Annotated in this window: 15 protein-coding genes; 6 read left to right on the top strand and 9 right to left on the bottom strand. The window is 71.6% G+C overall.

The features are described from left to right. Positions 1-51 precede the first annotated feature (51 nt). The 3 genes from AB0A61_RS06435 to AB0A61_RS06425 form a co-directional block, all read right to left on the bottom strand. Complete coding sequence (locus AB0A61_RS06435) at positions 52-762, bottom strand: calcium-binding protein (RefSeq protein WP_361286980.1); 711 nt, start codon at positions 760-762, stop codon at positions 52-54. Then, positions 759-1,922, bottom strand: coding sequence for a UDP-N-acetylglucosamine 2-epimerase (non-hydrolyzing) (gene wecB, locus AB0A61_RS06430; protein ID WP_361286977.1), 1,164 nt, complete (start codon positions 1,920-1,922; stop codon positions 759-761). The genes AB0A61_RS06435 and wecB overlap by 4 nt, the downstream gene beginning before the upstream one ends. Before the next feature lie 424 nt (positions 1,923-2,346). Continuing rightward, complete coding sequence (locus AB0A61_RS06425) at positions 2,347-3,600, bottom strand: glycosyltransferase family 2 protein (RefSeq protein ID WP_361286974.1); 1,254 nt, start codon at positions 3,598-3,600, stop codon at positions 2,347-2,349. A gap of 460 nt (positions 3,601-4,060) precedes the next feature. Here AB0A61_RS06425 and AB0A61_RS06420 point away from each other — a divergent pair, with 460 nt between their 5' ends. The 3 genes from AB0A61_RS06420 (at position 4,061) to AB0A61_RS06410 (ending at position 7,870) form a co-directional block, all read left to right on the top strand. Beyond that, positions 4,061-5,920, top strand: a complete 1,860-nt coding sequence (locus tag AB0A61_RS06420) for a polysaccharide deacetylase family protein (RefSeq protein ID WP_361286971.1) — start codon at positions 4,061-4,063, stop codon at positions 5,918-5,920. Positions 5,921-5,928: 8 nt separating this feature from the next. Next, positions 5,929-7,008 carry a hypothetical protein gene (locus AB0A61_RS06415; RefSeq protein ID WP_361286968.1) on the top strand — a complete coding sequence of 360 codons (1,080 nt, stop codon included), beginning with the start codon at positions 5,929-5,931 and terminating at the stop codon, positions 7,006-7,008. Positions 7,009-7,144: 136 nt separating this feature from the next. Further along, positions 7,145-7,870: a VWA domain-containing protein gene (locus AB0A61_RS06410; protein WP_361286965.1), complete on the top strand. Its 726-nt coding sequence runs from the start codon at positions 7,145-7,147 to the stop codon at positions 7,868-7,870. A 33-nt stretch (positions 7,871-7,903) separates the two neighbouring features. Here AB0A61_RS06410 and AB0A61_RS06405 read toward each other — a convergent pair whose 3' ends face one another. Together AB0A61_RS06405 and AB0A61_RS06400 are read right to left on the bottom strand one after the other, a co-directional pair. Next, complete coding sequence (locus tag AB0A61_RS06405) at positions 7,904-8,896, bottom strand: acyl-CoA dehydrogenase family protein (protein ID WP_361286962.1); 993 nt, start codon at positions 8,894-8,896, stop codon at positions 7,904-7,906. Further along, on the bottom strand, positions 8,896-10,035 hold the full coding sequence (locus AB0A61_RS06400) for an acyl-CoA dehydrogenase family protein (protein WP_361286959.1): 1,140 nt from the start codon (positions 10,033-10,035) through the stop codon (positions 8,896-8,898). Before AB0A61_RS06400 ends, AB0A61_RS06405 begins: the two co-directional genes overlap by 1 nt. An 88-nt stretch (positions 10,036-10,123) precedes the next feature. On the opposite strand from AB0A61_RS06400, the gene AB0A61_RS06395 reads away from it, so the two are divergent. From AB0A61_RS06395 to AB0A61_RS06385, 3 genes are all read left to right on the top strand, one after another. Next, positions 10,124-10,915 (top strand): SDR family oxidoreductase, encoded by a 792-nt coding sequence (locus tag AB0A61_RS06395; RefSeq protein WP_361286956.1) that lies wholly within the window; start codon positions 10,124-10,126, stop codon positions 10,913-10,915. Positions 10,916-11,029: 114 nt separating this feature from the next. Further along, entirely contained in the window at positions 11,030-11,623 is a 594-nt protein-coding gene (locus AB0A61_RS06390; RefSeq protein ID WP_361287335.1) for a TetR/AcrR family transcriptional regulator, read from the top strand. Further along, positions 11,620-12,777 (top strand): acetyl-CoA C-acetyltransferase, encoded by a 1,158-nt coding sequence (locus AB0A61_RS06385; RefSeq protein ID WP_361286953.1) that lies wholly within the window; start codon positions 11,620-11,622, stop codon positions 12,775-12,777. Before AB0A61_RS06390 ends, AB0A61_RS06385 begins: the two co-directional genes overlap by 4 nt. Before the next feature lie 154 nt (positions 12,778-12,931). Here the strand turns inward: AB0A61_RS06385 and AB0A61_RS06380 are convergent, their stop codons facing one another. From AB0A61_RS06380 to AB0A61_RS06365, 4 genes are read right to left on the bottom strand one after another with little or no spacing between them, the layout of a single operon-like run. Next, on the bottom strand, positions 12,932-13,990 hold the full coding sequence (locus tag AB0A61_RS06380; RefSeq protein ID WP_361286950.1) for a nitronate monooxygenase: 1,059 nt from the start codon (positions 13,988-13,990) through the stop codon (positions 12,932-12,934). Next, complete coding sequence (locus AB0A61_RS06375) at positions 13,990-14,835, bottom strand: CoA-transferase (protein WP_361287332.1); 846 nt, start codon at positions 14,833-14,835, stop codon at positions 13,990-13,992. The genes AB0A61_RS06380 and AB0A61_RS06375 overlap by 1 nt, the downstream gene beginning before the upstream one ends. An 8-nt stretch (positions 14,836-14,843) precedes the next feature. Further along, entirely contained in the window at positions 14,844-15,692 is an 849-nt protein-coding gene (locus tag AB0A61_RS06370; RefSeq protein WP_361286947.1) for a CoA-transferase, read from the bottom strand. Continuing rightward, positions 15,693-16,436 carry an enoyl-CoA hydratase family protein gene (locus AB0A61_RS06365; RefSeq protein WP_361286944.1) on the bottom strand — a complete coding sequence of 248 codons (744 nt, stop codon included), beginning with the start codon at positions 16,434-16,436 and terminating at the stop codon, positions 15,693-15,695. Between the last annotated feature and the right edge of the window lie 12 nt (positions 16,437-16,448).

The raw sequence follows: 16,448 nt of genomic DNA, 5'->3' as shown, positions 1-16,448 counted from the left end.
CGGCGCCTGCCCAGTCCCCGACCGGACTCTTGGGCAGGCGCCGCCGCTGTGTCACGGCCCGGAACCCGCCCTGAGTCCCTGGAAGTTCACGGTGGCGTCCTCGGTGTAGGCGCCCACCCTGCCCCGCGGATAGGGCCGTTCACCGTCCGTGAAGCTCACCAGGGGCCTGCCGCCCACCGCGACGGCGAGCACCGGCCCACGCTGTCGCACCCGCACGTCGTACCAGGGACCGACCGGGTACGCCGTGCGTCCCGTCGCCAGGAAGCGCTGACCGCCCGGATAGGCCGGGTCCCGCTTGCCGAGCTCCCAGCCGTTGGGCTTCAGGGTGATGTAGTAGAAGTGCTCCGGGTCGGTGTACGCCCATACCAGCCACGGCACTTCCCACGGGTTGGGCTTCGGGGCACGCAGCTGCCTGACCGTCCGCATCCGCGCCTCGTAGCGCACGTCCGTGTAGAAGGCGGTGCTCACGACCAGGCCGGCGTGCGTGGTGCCCGGGTCCTCGGCCGCCCTGGGGGACAGCGACAGGGAGTCGTCGTCCCCCACATTGGTGCCGTGACCGTTGAAGACCGACAGCCACCGGCCGTGCGTGGAGCCGTCGAGCCACGGCTTCGGCGGTGGCGAACCATCGAGCGCGCACCGGGTCAGGGTGACCGCGAGCAACGCCGTCAGTGCCAGCGCCAGGGAGAGGCCGGTCAGGACCCGACCCCTGCGCCCCGCCGGAAGCGGAACTCGCCGACGGGGACGCAGGAGTGAGGCGGTCATGCTGCCGAGTATGGCCCGGACGTGGTGAGCCCGACCGGCACTTCGGCGGCGAAGTCCTCCGCCAGCTGGGCGAGGACGCGCGCCGAGGCCCGGCCGTCGCCGAACGGGTTGCCCGCACCGGCCATCCGCCGGTACTCCGCCGGATCGTCCAGCAGGCGCTCCGCGCAGCCCACGATGGCGTCCGGGTCCGTGCCGATCAGCCGGGCCGCGCCCGCCTCGACCGCCTCCGGCCGTTCGGTTGTCGTCCGCAGTACGAGGGTCGGCTTGCTCAGGCTCGGCGCCTCCTCCTGGATACCGCCGGAATCGGTGAGGACGAGGTCGCACTCGGCCAGGGTGGCCGCGAAGTCGACGTAGTCCAGCGGCTCGACCAGGCGGATGCCGGCCTGGCCGTCCAGTTCGGGCAGCAGCGCGTCCCGCACGGCCGGGCTCTTGTGCAGCGGCAGCACGATCTCCACGTCCCCGCGCCGGGCCAGCCGGGTGAGCGCCCGGCCCATGCCGCGCATCCGCTCGCCCTGGTTCTCCCTGCGGTGCAGGGTGACCAGGATCCGCCGGGCGGTGGTGCGGAAGGCGGAGGCGCCGGTGCCCTCGGCCAGCACCCACAGCAGGTTGTCGATCACCGTGTTGCCGGTGGTGAACACCTGGTCCGCGGGGACGCCCTCGTCCGCGAGATGCCGGGCCGCGCGGGGCGTCGGGGCGAAGTGCCAGCGGGCGATCCGGCCGATCAGGCTGCGGTTGAGCTCCTCCGGGAACGGGTTGTCGATGACCCCGGTGCGCAGCCCGGCCTCGACGTGGGCGACGGGGATCTTCTCGTAGAACGCGGCCAGCGCACCCGCGAGGGCCGTCGTGGTGTCACCCTGGACGACCACCAGGTCCGGACGCTGCTCCCGCAGCGCCACGCCCAGTTCCCCGACCAGCCGGGCGGTCAGCTCGGACAGCTGCTGGCGGTTGCGCATCACGTCGAGCGCGATGCGTGCCTCGACGCCCAGCAGGCCCAGCATCTGGTGGAGCATCTCGCGGTGCTGGCCCGTGGTGACGACGATCGGCTCGAACTGCGCGTCGGACGTCATCGCCCGCGCCACCGGCGCGAGTTTGATCGCCTCCGGCCGTGTCCCGAGCACCAGCATGGCGCGTACGGGCACGGTCGACGGGTGTGTGGACATGGAGAGCCCCCCTCGGGCGTACGCGGTCACCGGACCGCGCGGAGTTGAGAAGTACGGGAGTGAAGGAAGGAGAAGCGCTGCGGCGCGGGTCGCCGGGACAGCGGCGCCGCATGGGCCACCGTGGCGGCGGCACCGCTCGGGGACATGACCCGCGCGGGGGAATGTCCTCGTGCGGGGGTGTGTCCCGCACGGGGCTGTGTGTGCCGTGCGGGGATGTGTGTGCCGTGCGGGGATGTGCCCTGCACGTGGATCTGTGCGGGGATCGGTGTCGTGCGGGATCCGGCCGGCACAGGGCTGCGTGTGCCGTGCGGGTATGTCCCGCACGCGGATGCGTGCCGAGCTCGGCGGGATGGGTTCCGTGTCCCACCGGCCCCCGGGGTGCGCTACGGGATCAGCCTCCGCGCGCGGAAACCGGTGGTCGCGCTCAGGTGCGCGCGGTCTTCAGCCAGGTCTGCTTGCCGGTGAGCATCCGCCAGAACCCCCACCAGCCGGCGGCGAACCAGATGTAGCCGTAGAGGACGAAGACATGGGCGAGCAGCACCGACCGCACCAGCCCGAGGTCCCGTTCACGCTTGGCGTAGACGAAGCCGTACGCGTAGGCGGCCGTGAAGGACAGCAGGTACGGGCCGAGCAGCCACATCGGTGACACGAGCGGATGTCCCACCTGGACGGAGGCCACGGTGGTGGCCCCCAGGGCGACGAGGAAGGACAGCGGCAGCAGCGAGGTGAGCAGGATCAGCACCGGGCTGGACAGGTGGTAGAGAAGGTCCAGCGCCGCCCGGGTCGGCACGTCCCGCAGGATCAACGGGACGAGACCGGCCGACTGCAGGTGGCCCTGGAACCAGCGGGATCGCTGCCGGACCAGACGGCGCAGGCTGAGCACGGCCTGCTGCGAGACGGCGGCCGTGGTGCAGTGCTGGTTCGTCCAGCCGTTGGCGAGCAGCCGGACCCCGAGGTCGAGGTCCTCGGTGAGACTGTCGCTCCACGGACCGGTGCCGTCCGGGGCGTTCAGGGTGTTGAGCGCCGACAGCCGCATGAACTGCCCGTTGCCGCCCATGCCCACGCTGCCGATGAAGCGGCGTGCGCTCTGGAACACGTCGCCGTAGACGACGAACTCCATGTCCTGCATGCGGGCGAGCAGCCCCCGGCCCCGGTTGTACATGCGCACGCACACCTGGACGGCCCCCGTACGCGGATCGTCGAAGTACGGGTCCACCGACTGCACGACATGCGGGTCGAGCCGCCCGTCCGCGTCGACCACGCACAGGATCACGTCGTCGGGGTCGCGGCCGGCGAGCAGGCCGGACTCCCGAAGATGCCGCACCCCGTCATTGAGGGCTGCGCCCTTGCCCCGGCGGGCGTTCGGCAAAGTGCGGCGGTGCAACCGGACCCGCTCCGGACCGGCGGCGAGGGCTATTTCGCCGGTACGGTCGTCCGAGCCGTCGTCGATGACCAATGCCATGAAATTCCCGGCGGGCAGTGCGGTGATGCGCGCCAGACTTTCGGACAGTACTTTCTCCTCGTTCAGACAGGCGAGGAGAAATACGTAAAAGCGTTCTCTGCGGTCGGAACGGGAACGCCGAATTCTGCGGCGGGAGAGCAGGAACAGGCTCGTGTTGTAGCAGCCCGCCATCGTGATCAGGATGATGCTGGACCACAGTAGCGACTCGACAATCATAGCCGCTCCCGGTGTGCGCCGGAGCCCTCGAACTGCTGCCGGAGTGCGCGTCTGCGCAGCCTTGTCCGGGCGAGCAATATCAAACATGCGGTCAGGCAGTAGAACAGGAATCCGACTCCGGCAGTTGCCTGCAAGGCCTTGGCCAAAGGTAGGCCGGGTATCGCCTGCGGAGCGGCCATCGCCCCTGCCAGGGGCAGAAGTGCCCCCAGAGCGGGTCGTCCGTACATTGTCCCCCCATATTTCGGTGCGCGTCCCCATCGCGCGAAGGTGAACCTAGCAGACTTCGCGGTCCTCTCTGAAGACCATTCGGAAAAAGGACATGTCCGATCTCCGTATGAGGTCTGATGAGCCTGCGGGAATTCATCTCTCGTCCCGTTGACACCCGTCCCGGTCGCCAGAAGAATGCTGGCTTCCCGACGGGTAAAGGTTAGCCAACACTTGGTAAAGTGGGGGGAAGATTGTGAGACCATTGATCCCGCCCGGCAGGCGGGGAACTTCCAGAATTACCGTCGTCCTGCTGCTCGTCGCCGCCCTGCTCAGCGGCACATTCCAGGCCGCGGGCGCCCAGGCCGCCGGTGGGCTCCGGCATCCCGGCGAGCTCGCCGGCACCCGCTCCGGACTGAACCGCATCGACCTCGGCGGCTGGGCGAAGACCCAACTTCAGGCGGACCTGGCGCGCCGCAGCCGGCCGCGCGATGCGAGTGTGGCGTCGACCCTGACGAGCACGGCCACCGACCTGGTGCAGGCCGCGTCGGCCGTCACCCGCCAGGCCGCCGCGCTCGTCCCGGCCGAAGCGGGCGCCGCCGACCCGACCACCCTCGTGCTCTACGACACGGCGGGCCCCTACGGCCAGTTGGGCGAGCTGTACGCGATGGCCACGGCCAACCTCGCGGGCCACTTCGGCACGGTGACCGCCAAGCCGGTCCAGCAGTACACCGCCGGAATGATCGACTCGTACTCGGCCGTGATCTACATCGGCTCCACCTACTACGGCGGCAGCACCCCGGACGCCGTCCCGGCCGCCTTCTACCAGGACGCGGCGGCGAGCACCAAGCCGGTGATCTGGATGGGCGCCAACGTCTGGAACATGGCGGGCGCGGTGGGGGTCACCCAGTTCACCCAGAAGTACGGCTGGGACCCGACCACGTCGTACTACGAGGACGGCGGCTCGGTCGGCACCGTGACTCAGGTGACGTACCGGGGCCAGACGCTCACCCGGACCATCCCGGCCGGGCAGGACGGCGGAGTGCTGCGCCCCAACGTCCTGACGGGGAACGGATATCCGGCGGTCACCCGGCTCGCGGAGGGCCTGGACAGCTCCAACGGGCACACCTTCGGCTGGGCGATCCGGTCGTCCAACCTCACCTACATCGGTGAGATCCCGTTCGCCTACGTCTCCGAGAGCGACCGCGTCATCGCCCTGGAGGACCTGCTCTTCGACGCCCTCGCGCCGGCCACCGCCGAGCGGCACCGCGCGGTGGTGCGCCTGGAGGACATCAGCCCCGACTCGGACCCCGCCCAGCTGCGCACCATGGCCGACTACCTGTCCTCGCAGAACATCCCGTACGGCATCAATGTGATCCCCGTGTACACGGACCCGAAGGGCGTCTACAACAACGGCGTACCGGAGACGATCACCCTCGCCCAGCGGCCCGAGGTGGTCAGTGCGCTGCAGTACATGCTGGCGCATGGCGCGGTGCTGATGGACCATGGCTACACGCACCAGTACGGCACCGTCGCCAACCCCTACAACGGAGTGACCGGTGACGACTTCGAGTTCTACCGCTCCCACGTCGACTCCGCGAACAACGTCGTCTACGACGGACCGGTCGCCGAGGACTCCACCATCTGGGCCCAGACCCGCGTCACCAGCGCGCTCGCCGCGTTCACCGCGGCCGGCCTGCCCAAGCCGGCGCTGTGGACCACCCCGCACTACGCGGCCTCCGCGGCCGACTACCGGGTCTTCGGCGCCAACTTCTCGGCCCGGCTGGAGCGTTCGCTCTACTTCGCCGGAACGCTCAGCGGCGCCTCGTCCGACCCCAACCTGTTCATCGGACAGTTCTTCCCGTACGTCGTGAAGGACGTGTACGGCACCAAGGTGCTGCCCGAGGACATCGGGAACTACGAACCGGAGGCGTACAACAACCACCCGCCGCGACTGCCGGCCGACCTCATCGCCTCGGCCAGGGCGAACCTCGCGGTCCGGGACGGGTTCGCGAGCTTCTTCTACCACCCGTACTACCCGCTGCAGCCGTTGAAGGACACCATCGACGGCATCAAGGCACTCGGGTACACCTTCGTCAGCCCGGCGTCGCTGTGACGGCACCGGTGAGGAAGTGGAGGACCGCCGCCGCCCTGGCGGCGGTCCTCCTCGCCGCGAGCGCCTGCGTCTCGACGGGCCAGGGAGGCGGGCACGGTGGCGGACGGGGAGGCGGAGACGGCGGCGCGGCCCGGACCCCGCGGCCCGACGGCGCCGGCCGGACGTCCACGATGCGCGGCTTCGCGCTGCCCTCCTGGAACCACGCCGACTACGACAGCCCGGCCGCGGACGGGTACCTGCGCGCCATCAGGGCGACCGGTGCGCGCTGGGTCGCCCTCACCCCGACCTGGTACCAGGACCGTGCGACCGACTCGGCCCTGCACACCACCGACGAGACCGCGAGCGACGGCAGCCTGCGGCGGATCGTCGCCCGCGCGCACGCCGCCGGACTGAAGGTGATGATCAAGCCGCACGTGGATCTGCCCGGTGACGAGGACCGCGCCGACATCCGACCGCAGAACCGGACAGCGTGGTTCGCCGCGTACCGCACGTTCATCACCCACTACGCCGGCCTCGCCGCCGACACCGGTGTCGAGCAGTTCTCCATCGGCACCGAACTGGCCGGCGTCTCCGGCGACACGGCGGCCTGGACGAAGATCGTCCAGGCCGTCCGCGGCCACTACGACGGGCCACTGACCTATGCCGCCAACTACGACGAGTACCAGCGGATCCACTTCTGGAAGGAGCTCGACCTCATCGGCATCGACGCCTACTGGCCGCTGGCCGCCCGGCCCACGGCCGACACCGCCCGGCTGCGCGGCGCCTGGCAGCCGATCCGTGAGCGGCTCGCCGCCTATGCGCGGCAACAGGGCCGGCGCATCCTGTTCACCGAGGCCGGCTACGTCAGCCAGCGCGGTGCGACGACCGCCCCGTACTCATGGACCGTCAGCAGTCGCGCCGACGACGCCGAACAGGCCGCCGCCTACCGGGCGTTGCTGGACTCCTTCGAGGGACAGCGCTGGTGGGCCGGAGTCTGCTGGTGGATGTGGGACGACTGGCCGGGCAGCGGGGAGACGCCGGCGCGGCTGGCCTACAGCCCGCACGGAAAGCCCGCCGAGCAGGTGCTGCGTGAGAAGTGGGCGCACTGAGATCAGCGGACGCAGAGCACGACCGAACTCGCGGGACGCACCCGGGTACCGTACCGACGGCAGCGCCAGTCGGGGCCGCGGCGGACGTGGCGTAGCCTCGGCCCTGCAGTGTGTGGGGCGAAGGGGGAGCCGGGCCGTGGCGGCGATCAGTCTGAGCAAGGTGGAGCAGACCGCGCCCGCGCTGGTCGGCCCGTACAAGAACGCCGGGGTGTCGTTGCGCAAGCACGGCCTGGAGGGACTGCGCGCCGCCGTCTACCTCGTCGTCGACTACTCCGGTTCCATGAAGCCGTACTACAGGGACGGCAGTGTCCAGGCGCTCGCCGACCGGGTGCTGGGGCTGTCGGCGCACCTCGACGACGACGGGCGGGTGCCGGTGGTCTTCTTCTCCACCGGCATCGACGCGGTCACCGAGATCGCGCTCGCCGACCACGAGGGCCGCATCGAACGGATCGTGGCCGGGCTCGGGCACATGGGCAGGACCGGCTACCACCTGGCGATGGACGCCGTCATCGACCACTACCTCGACAGCGGCGCCACCGACCCCGCCCTCGTGGTCTTCCAGACCGACGGCGGCCCGATCAGCAGGCCCGCCGCCGAGCGGTATCTGTGCAAGGCGGCCAAGCTTCCCCTGTTCTGGCAGTTCATCGGCTTCGGCGAGGCGGACAGCCGACAGTTCGACTTCCTGCGCCGGCTCGACGAGTTGCCGGTGCCCGCTCGCCGGGTGGTCGACAACGCCGGTTTCTTCCACGCCGGTCCGGACCCAGGGACGGTGTCCGACACGGAGTTGTACGACCGCCTGGTGGGCGAATTCCCGAAGTGGCTGGTGGCCGCGCGGGCACAGGGGATCGTGCGGCCGGCCTGACCTGGTGGCGCACCGGCAAAGGGGTACGGCGGCTCAACGGCGCGCGGTACCGGCGTCGAGGACGAGGGACCGGCACTCCTGCGGTGTGCCCCAGGCGGAGCGCAGGGCGCGGGCCCTGGTCAGCCACAGGGAGAGGTCGTACTCGGCGGTGTAGCCGATCGCGCCGTGCAGTTGCAGCGCCGTGCGGGCGGTGGCGTACGCCGCCTCGCACGCGCCCACCTTCGCGGCGGCGATGTCGGCCGGGTCCATCGTCACCGCGGCGCCGAAGAGCAGCGGGCGGGCGAACTCCAGGGCGATCTTGGCGTCGGCCAGGCGGTGCTTGACCGCCTGGAAGGAGCCTACGGGCACGCCGAACTGGGTGCGCTGCCCGACGTACGCCACCGTCCGGCCGAGGAGTGCGAGGCCGATGCCGAGGGCCTGGGCCGCGGTGGCGAGGCGGGCCCAGGCGAGGGCGGCGGCCATGGCCCCGGCGACCTGGGGGCCGGTGGCCAGGAGTTCTCCGCCGGGCGGAGTGGGGAAGAGGCGGCGAGCGGGGTCGAGGGACGGGGCGAGCGGTCCGTGGGGCGCGGGAGCCAGCCGGAGCTGTGCCGGACGGTCCGTCCGGGGCACCGTCAGCCGGAGGTCCGCCGTGTCCGCGTCCAGTGCGTACGGTCCGGTCGTCAGCGTCGCCGTCGAGGCGCCCGAGGCCAGTGCGGGCAGCAGTCGCTTGGCCGGGCCGGTGTCGTCCAGCGCGGCGAGCAGCGCGGCCGCCGCCACCGTCTCCACCACCGGACCGGGCACCGCGTGCCGCCCCAACTCCACGAGGGCGACGGTCAGATCGACGGGCCGGGGCCCCAGTCCCTCGTAGGCCTCGGGAACCGCCAGTGCGAACACCCCGGCCCCGGCGAGACGGGCCCACAGTGCCCGCCCGCGGCCGTGCTCGCCGCGGCTCCAGCCCCGCACCACCGACGGCGTGTCCGCCGCGGTCAGCAGGCCGTCGAGCGAGCGGGCGAACGCGCGCTGCTCGGCATCGAGGAGGAAGCGCATCAGCGGCGTCCCTTCGGCAGGCCGAGCAGCCGCTCGGCGACGATGTCCCGCTGGATCTCGTTCGTGCCCGCGTAGATCGGGCCCGCGAGTGAGAAGACATAACCCTCGGACCAGCCGCTGTCCGCCAACTCGCCCTCGTTGCCGAGGAGGTCCAGCGCCGTCTCGTGCAGCGCGATGTCGTACTCGGACCAGAAGACCTTGTTCATGCTGGACTCCGGGCCGACGGGTTCGCCCTCAAGGAACCGGGAGGCATGGGCGTAGGCGAAGAGCTGGTGGGCGCGGGCGCCGATCAGCGCGTCGGCCACCCGCTCCCGCGCGTGCTCCGGGCGTCCCCGCGCCCGCCAGAGCGCGTGCAGGTGTTCGGCGGCGGCGAGGAAGCGGCCGGGGGAGCGGAGGGTGAGCCCGCGCTCGTTGCCCGCCGTGGACATCGCCACCCGCCAGCCCTGACCGGGCTCGCCGATGACGTCCTCGTCCGGCACGAACACCTCGTCCAGGAACAGCTCGGCGAACGCCGGCTTCCCGTCGAGGCGGCCGATGGGGCGGACCGTGACGCCCGGCGCACGGAGGTCGAACATCAGGTAGGTCAGCCCCTGGTGCGACCGGGACGCGTCCGGGTCGCTGCGGAACAGCCCGAAGGCACGGTCGGCGAAGGCCGCGCGCGAGGACCAGGTCTTCTGCCCGCTCAGCCGCCAGCCGCCGTCGGTGCGCACGGCCCTGGATCTGAGGGAGGCCAGGTCGGAGCCCGCCTCCGGCTCGGACCAGGCCTGTGCCCAGACGACCTCGCCGGTGGCCATCGACGGCAGCACACGGGCCCGCTGCTCCTCGGTGCCGTGGTCGAACAGGGTCGGCGCGAGCAGACTGATGCCGTTCTGGCTCACCCGGCCCGGCGCGCCCGCCGCGTAGTACTCCTCCTCGAAGAGCAGCCAGCGCACCAGCCCGGCGCCCCGCCCGCCGTACTCGGCGGGCCAGGACACCACCGACCAGCGGTCCGCTGCCAGTTCCGCCTCCCAGGCACGATGCGCGGCGAAGCCCTCCTCGGTCTCCAGGGAAGGCAGCGGCCGGGACGGCGCATGGGCGGTCAGCCAGGCGCGGGCCTCGGCCCGGAAGGCCTCGTCGGCCGGGGAGTGGGTGAGGTCCACGGTCGCTCTCCTCGCCTGCCGGGCCCGACCGCCCGACGGTCCGTGACACATCTTCCCTAACAAGTGTTTGGTAGGTTAGCGTGAGGTCATGACAGACGTCGAGGGTCCGGCGTACGTCCCCGGGCACGGGCTGCTCAGCGGGCGCACGGCCGTCGTCACCGCGGCGGCCGGTGCCGGGATCGGCGGTGCGACCGCCCGACGGTTCCTGGAGGAGGGCGCGCGCGTACTCGTCAGCGACGCGCACACACGGCGGCTGAAGCGGTACGAGGAGCAGCTGGCCGGGGAGTTCGGCGCGGAGTCGGTCGCCGCCCAGCCGTGCGACGTCACCGACGAGACCCAGGTACGGGCGCTCTTCGCGGCGGCCGTACGGGAGCACGGGCGCCTGGACGTCGTCGTCAACAATGCGGGCCTGGGCGGCACGGCGGCCCTCGCCGACATGACCGACGAGCAGTGGTCGAGCGTGCTCGACGTGACGCTGAACGGCACCTTCCGGTGCACCCGGGCGGCGCTGCGGCTCTTCCGCGACCAGCCCGGCGGCGGGGTGATCGTCAACAACGCATCCGTGGTGGGCTGGCGGGCCCAGGCCGGGCAGGCGCACTACGCCGCAGCGAAGGCGGGGGTGATGGCGCTGACCCGGTGCGCGGCGCTGGAGGCCGCGGAGTTCGGTGTACGCGTCAACGCCGTCTCGCCCAGCCTCGCCATGCACCCGCACCTGATGAAGGTGACCTCGCCCGGCCTGCTGACGGAGCTGACCGAACGGGAGGCCTTCGGACGGTACGCCGAGCCGTGGGAGGTCGCCAACGTGATCGTCTTCCTGGCCTCCGGCTACTCCTCGTACCTGACCGGCGAGGTCGTCTCCGTCAGCAGCCAGCACCCCTAGGACCACAATGGACCCGTGCCGACCAAGAAGAAGCCCCAGGTGACCGCCTCGAAGAAGCCCGCGGCCGCCGCGCCGAAGCCCGCGGCCGCAGTTGTCACCGATCGCCGCCACGACCTGCTGCGCACCGCCGCCGAGGTCTTCGCCGAGCAGGGCTACAACGCCACCACCGTCCGCAAGATCGCCGACCACGCGGGCATGCTCGCGGGCAGCCTCTACTACCACTTCGACTCCAAGGAGTCGATGCTGGAGGAGATCCTGCGCACCTTCCTCGACGAGCTCTGGGACGGCTACGGCACCGTCCTGGAGGCCGGACTGGGTCCCCGCCAGACGCTTCAGGCGCTGGTCACCGAGTCGTTCCGGGAGATCGACCGGCACCGTGCCGCCGTCGCCATCTACCAGAAGGAAGCCAAGCACCTCGTCGCGCAGGAACGGTTCGCGTTCCTCGCCGAGTCGCAGCGCAGGTTCGAGCAGGCGTGGCTGACCACGCTGGAGCGCGGAGTCGCCGCGCGGGTCTTCCGGGACGACCTCGACGTGCGGCTCACCTACCGGTTCGTACGCGACACGGTGTGGGTCGCCGCCTCCTGGTACCGGCCCGGCGGACAGCACAGTCCGGAGGAGATCGCCCGGCAGTACCTGTCGATGGTCCTGGACGGGATCGCCGTACGCGAATGGCCCCAACCAACCCTTTCCATGAGGGAGTTGCCATGACCGAGGCCTACATCGTCGAAGCGGTCCGGACGCCGGTCGGGCGGCGCGGGGGAGGGCTCAGCGAGGTCCACCCGGCCGACCTGGGCGCCCATGTGCTCAGGGCGCTCGTCGAACGGGCCGGTGTCGACCCGGCCGCCGTCGAGGACGTCGTCTTCGGCTGCCTGGACACGGTGGGGCCGCAGGCCGGGGACATCGCGCGGACCTGCTGGCTGGCGGCCGGGCTGCCCGAGGAAGTGCCGGGCGTCACCGTCGACCGGCAGTGCGGGTCCTCGCAGCAGGCCGTGCACTTCGCCGCCCAGGGCGTGCTCTCCGGCACCCAGGACCTCGTGGTGGCGGGTGGCGTGCAGAACATGTCGCAGATCCCCATCGCCTTCGCCACCCGGCAGGCCGCCGAGCCGCTGGGCTTCACCGAGGGGCCCTTCGCGGGCAGCGCAGGCTGGCGCGCACGGTACGGGAACCGGCCGGTGAACCAGTTCGCCGGCGCCGAGATGATCGCCGCCAAGTGGGGCATCGGCCGCCGGGACCAGGAGGAGTACGCCCTCACCTCCCACCGCCGCGCGCTGCGCGCGACCGACGAGGGACGCTTCGAGCGGGAGACCGTCCCGCACGAGAACGTCACGACGGACGAGGGTCCGCGCCGCGACACCTCCCTGGAGAAGATGGCCGCGCTGAAGCCCGTCATCGACGGCGGCACCGTCACCGCCGCCTGCTCCTCCCAGGTTTCCGACGGCGCCGCCGCCCTGCTGCTCGCCTCGGAGCGTGCCGTGCGCGAGCACGGGCTGCGGCCGCGGGCGCGCGTCCACCACCTGTCGGTGCGCGGCGAGGACCCCATCCGGATGCTGACGGCCCCGATACCCGCCACCGCGCAGGCACTGAAGAAGACCGGTTTGACCATCGACGACATCGACCTCGTCGAGATCAACGAGGCCTTCGCCCCGGTCGTCCTCGCCTGGCTGAAGGAGACCGGCGCGGACCCGGACAAGGTCAACGTCAACGGTGGCGCGATCGCCCTGGGCCACCCGCTCGGTGCGACGGGCGCCAGGCTCATGACCACCCTGCTGCACGAACTGGAGCGCACCGGCGGCCGGTTCGGGCTGCAGACGATGTGCGAGGGCGGGGGACAGGCCAACGTGACGATCATCGAGCGGCTCTGAGAGGGCCGGGCTTCGCGGGGCCCTGACGAGCACCGTCGGGGCCCTGGAATGCCGTCCCCTGAGGAGTACCGGTCGGCAACTGCGGGTCTGCGGGTCTGCGGGTCTGCGGGACTGCGGGTCTGCGGGACTGCCGGGCCCGCGGACCGGGGTCGGGTCAGCGGCCCACCGACAGGCGCTCCAGCGACGTCAGCACCTCCTCGGCCTCGGCCATGACCCGCTCCACCAGCTCGGCGCACGACGGCAGGTCGTCGATCACTCCGGCGACCTGCCCGGCCGCCATCACCCCGAGATCGGTGCGGCCGTCCACCATCGCCGACTTCAGCAGCATCGGGGTGTTGGCGGCGAGCAGCACCTGACTCCACGACAACTCCTTTGCGTGCCGCAGCGCGAAGCCGTCGCGGACCATCTGCCGCCAGGTCAGGCCCGACAGCCTCCGGAAGCCTTCCGCCCGGCGCACCGCATGCCCCAAGGCCCTGGCCCGGCCGGAACGCTCCAGCGCTTCCACCAGGTCCGACCGCAGCATGCGATGCGGCAGCCCGTCCACCGCCGTGGTCACCGCGACCTCCCGGACGGAGGCCGCCAGATACCGCGCCTTGACCGGGTCCGGCACGGTGGAGTCGGACGTCAGCAGGAACCGTGTGCCCATCGCCACGCCCGCCGCGCCGTAGGCCAGCGCCGCGACCAGCCCCCGCCCGTCGAAGAACCCGCCCGCGGCCACGACCGGTATCCGGACCGCGTCGACCACCTGCGGCAGCAGCACCGTCGTCGCCACCTCGCCGGTGTGCCCGCCGCCCTCCCCACCCTGCACGATCACCGCGTCCGCGCCCCACGCGGCGACCTTCTCGGCATGCCGCCGCGCCCCCACGGACGGGATCACCACCACGTCCGCCTCCTTGAGCCGGGTGATCAGCTCCGCGGAGGGCGCCAGCGCGAAGGAGGCCACCCGTACGCCCTCGTCGAGCATGATCTGCACCCGGTCGGGCGCATCCGCCGCGTCGGCCCGGAGATTCACCCCGAACGGTGCCGCCGTGCGCGAGCGGACCTCGCGTATCGCGGACCTCAGTTGGTCGGGCGTCATGGTCGCGGAGCCGAGGACACCCAGCGCACCGGCGTCCGCCGCCGCCGAGACCAGTCGGGGGCCGGCCACCCATCCCATCCCGGTCTGCACGATCGGATGACGAACCCCGACCAGCCGGGTGAGCGCCGTCTCCATCAGGGCCTCGCCCCCTCGGGATCCACCCGCGCGGTGTTCGGCCCCGGTGTTTCACGCCCTCGCGGATTGCCGGGTTCGGGCACCTCGCGCGCTCGGGTGTTCTGCGGGTCGATCACTTCCCGGATCAGCCGGAGTTCCTCGGTCGTGGGCTCCCGGGTGTACGGCACCTCGTCGGGGACGGCCAGGGGGAAACCGGTCGCCGCCTCGACCTGCTCGACGGTCACCCCCGGATGCAGTGCGGCCAGCCGCATCGAGTGGTCCGGGGTGGCGAAGTCGAACACGCCCAGGTCGGACACGACCCGGGCAAGGCGGTGGTAGCGGGCCGCGCCCGGATGCAGGGCCACCCGGTCGTGTCCCACCCCGCACACCATGTCGACCTTCTCCACGAAGACCCGCCGGGAGTGTTTCGGGATCCAGTAACTCGTCGGGTTGTTCAGCGTGTTGACCGGTGCGCCGCGGACACCGAGCAGTTGCCGGCTTGGTCGTGCCCAGTCGCCGATGCAGGAGATGTTCTGGTTGCCGTAGCGGTCGATCTGGCTTGCGCCCATCATCACGTGCCGTCGGCCGCCGGTGACGAGGGCGAGGTGCTGCCGGTACGGCAGCCAGCCCTCCGGGGTCCCGTCCAGACCCACGAGCATGGCTTCGCCGTCGGTCAGCAACAGGTCCGGCGAGAAGGTGTGCCGGGCGAGCCGTGCTCCCACGGAGGGGACGAGACCCATGGGGGCGGCCAGGATCTCACCGGCGTCCCGCCAGGCCTCGGCGCATGCGATCACGCAGTACTCGGCGCGGGTGGGCGGGGGAGATGGGGTGCGGGTGGGCGGGGGCAGGGGCGCGCGGTTGGGCATCGACTCGTTCATGACCACTCCCTTTGCCGCATCTGCGCGGCCGACCGGTAGGCCTGTTCGTCCCCTGCCAGGAACCGCTCGGAGAACTCCGGCCAGGGCGTGGTCGCGTACTGCTTCTGGAAGGCCTCGTCCCGTCCGTAGTCGGGGGCGCAGGAGGTGAAGTGCGCACCGCCCGGGGTCTCGACCACACCGGTCACGGTGTGCCGTTTGACCAGCAGCGTCTGCGGTGCGGCCTCCTTGGTCAGCTCGGCGGTGGCCACGAGGCGTTCGCAGGAGAGGTACGCCTCGTCCGCCGCCTCGCAGAACAGGTCGTCGAAGTAGGGGTCGGGGCCCAGGTACTGTCCGTTGCCCAGTCGATCGGCGCGGTTGACGTGGACCAGGGCCGCGTCCATCCGCAGGGCCGGCACGGCCACGAACGTCTCCGTGTCCCCGTACGGCGAGGTGACCGTGCGCAGCCCGGGGTTGACCCGCATGACGTCCGAACCGAGGCCCGCCCTGACCGGGAGGAAGGGCAGCCGGTTCGCCGCCGCCCGCAGTCCCCACAGGAACATCGCCTCGTCGATCTCCATCAGCTCCAGCGCCCCGCTCTCGCGCGCCGCGCGGTAGTGCGGTTCGAGGGGGATCGAGTCGAGGGTGACGAAGGCCGTGACCAGCTTCCGGACACGCCCGGCCGCCGCCAGCATCCCGACGTCGGGTCCGCCGCAGGAGACAACCGTGAGATCGGTGATCCGGGACCGCAGGAGCGCTCTGACCAGTGCCATGGGCTTGCGCCGCGAGCCCCAGCCGCCGACGCCGAGGGTCATCCCGCTGCGCAGCCGGGAGACGACCTGGTCGGCCGTCATCGTCTTGTCGCTCACTCAGTCACCGTCCTTCCCGAAGGAGCTGCGGACCCGGTCGGCCACTCCGCTCAGGGCCGCCTCGAAGGTGAAGCCCTGTTCGAAGCGGTAGCTGCGGCGCACGTCCACGGGGTCGATGCCGTTCAGGGCCGCCTTGGCCAGGCGGAGCAGCTGCCCGTCCTTGACGGCGATCTCCCGGGCGAGCTCCAGGGCGGCCGCTCTCAGTTCTCCCCTCGGCACCACCCGCCAGACCGAGCCGTGCGCGTGCAGCTCGGCGGCCGTCACCGTGCGCGCGGTGTAGTACAGGGCGCGCATCAGGTGCTGGGGGACCAGCCGGGCCAGGTGGGTGGCCGCGCCCAGCGCGCCCCGGTCCAGCTCGGGCAGCCCGAAGGTCGCGTCGTCGCTCGCCACGATCGCGTCGGCGTTGCCCACCAGGCCTATCCCGCCGCCCAGACAGAACCCCTGCACCGCCGCGACCACCGGCGTCTCGCACTCGTAGACCGCCGCGAAGGCCTCCGCGCAGCCACGGTTGGCACCGGTCAGCGCCTTCTGCGTGTCCGTCTGTATCTCCTTGATGTCCACGCCCGCATTGAAGCCCCGTCCCGCCGCGGCCAGCACGACACACCGGACCTCCGGGTCACGGCCCGCCATGCGCACGGCCTCGGCCAGGGCGAACCATCCGGCCACCGGCAGCGCGTTCACCGGCGGGAAGTCGACCGTGACGAGAGAAATCCCCTTTTCCGGGGACGAGGTGGAGACACCCATGGACGCATCAGC

Origin of the sequence: Streptomyces sp. NPDC046197 (assembly GCF_040646295.1) — a bacterium.
Classification (GTDB): domain Bacteria; phylum Actinomycetota; class Actinomycetes; order Streptomycetales; family Streptomycetaceae; genus Streptomyces.
This window is presented reverse-complemented; position numbering and strand designations above follow the sequence as displayed.